Below are 1601 nucleotides of genomic sequence, written 5' to 3'. Positions count from 1 at the left end.
GATGGACGCGTCGGGCGACATCGGCGCAGGCTCTGGCTCTGCGGGCGCGGATTGTGTTGGCGTGTGCGGGGCTGGAGGTGCCGCCGATCGTCTCGGTAGCGCGAGAGTTGCGGGTGAGCGCGGACACCGTCCGCAAGTGGCGCAGGCGTTTTATCGTCGAGCGGTTGGACGGGTTGGTCGACGAGCCCCGGCCGGGACGGCCACCCACCATCAGTGTCGATCAGGTAGAAGCCGTGGTGGTCACCACGCTGGAACAACTACCGAAGAACGCCACCCACTGGTCCCGCCGGTCGATGGCGCAACACAGTGGTCTGTCGAAGTCCACGGTCGGCCGGATCTGGCGGCAGTTCCAGCTCAAGCCGCATCTGGCGGACACCTTCAAGCTGTCGACCGACCCGTTGTTCGTGGAGAAGGTCTACGACGTCGTCGGCCTCTATTTCAACCCGCCCGAGGGTGCGGTGGTGCTGTCAGTGGACGAGAAGTCGCAGATCCAGGCCCTGGACCGGTCCCAGCCGGTGCTGCCGATAATGCCGGGCATGCCCGAGAGGCGTACCCACGACTACGTGCGCAACGGCCTGACCACCTTGTTCGCCGCGTTCGACGTCGCCACGGGTGAAGTCATCACGGCCCTGCACCGCCGGCACCGGGCCGTGGAGTTCAAGAAGTTCCTGATCCGGATCGACAAGGCGGTGCCCGCGCACTTGCAGGTCCACTTGATCGTGGACAACTACGGCACCCACAAGACGCCTGCGATCAAAGCCTGGCTGGCCAAACACCCGCGCTTCGAGCTGCATTTCACCCCGACCGGATCCTCTTGGATCAACCAGGTCGAGCGGTGGTTCGGCTACCTCGCCCACCAGATGATCCGCCGCGGCGCACACAAGAACATCCAGGCCCTCGAAGCCGACATTCGCGCATGGGTCAAGGACTGGAACGAAGACCCCAAGCCCTTCATCTGGACCAAAACCGCCGAAGAAATCCTCGACTCCCTCGCCCGCATCTGCCGACGGATCTCTGGCGCAGGACACTAGTCCAAGATCGTCTAAGATCTTGATCTTGTGCCTCGGGATCACATAGCTGGTGAGACGTACCCGGAGAGGATCCGGATGGGGTTGTTGTCGCGGACTTTTCCCCCGGAGTTGGTCGACTTCGTGGTTGACGAGGCGGGGGCGCGGGAGGAGCGGACTCGGTCGCTGCCGTCGCGGCTGACGGTGTACTTCGTGCTGGCGATGTGGCTGTTCACCGGGTACGGATATGGGCTGGTGTTGCGGGAGTTGGTGGAGCACTGGCCGCGCCGGGCGCGTGAGACCTGGCGGCCGGCCCGCACCGGCTCGCTGACCGAGGCCCGTCAGCGGGTGGGGCCGGGGCCGCTGCGGCTGCTGTTCGACCGGGTCTCCGGAGCGAGCGGGACCGCGGCCACGCCGGGGGCGTTCTGGCGCGGCCTGCGGCTGGTCTCGATGGACGGCTCTTTGTTCGACGTGCCTGACAGCAAGGCGAACGCCGCCGCCTACACCCGTGCCGCCAACGGCAACCGGCCCGGCCCCTTCCCCCAGGTGCGGCTACTGGCCTTGGTGGAGTGCGGCACCAAGGCGATGATCGGT

At 66.1% G+C, this 1601-nt stretch carries 2 protein-coding genes; both read left to right on the top strand.

Going from position 1 to position 1601, the window contains the following annotated elements; all coding sequences use genetic code 11:
* The coding region (locus tag ACWEGE_RS46985) for an IS630 family transposase (protein ID WP_449667015.1) at positions 1-1031 on the top strand (1031 nt) is incomplete at its 5' end.
* A gap of 75 nt (positions 1032-1106) precedes the next feature.
* Positions 1107-1601 (top strand): transposase domain-containing protein (locus tag ACWEGE_RS46980; protein ID WP_449667014.1); only part of this gene is annotated, 495 nt, incomplete at its 3' end.

The sequence above is a fragment of the Amycolatopsis sp. NPDC004747 genome, from assembly GCF_053601335.1.
The sequence above is the reverse complement of the archived record's forward strand: the minus strand, read 5'-3'. Positions and strand labels throughout refer to the sequence as shown.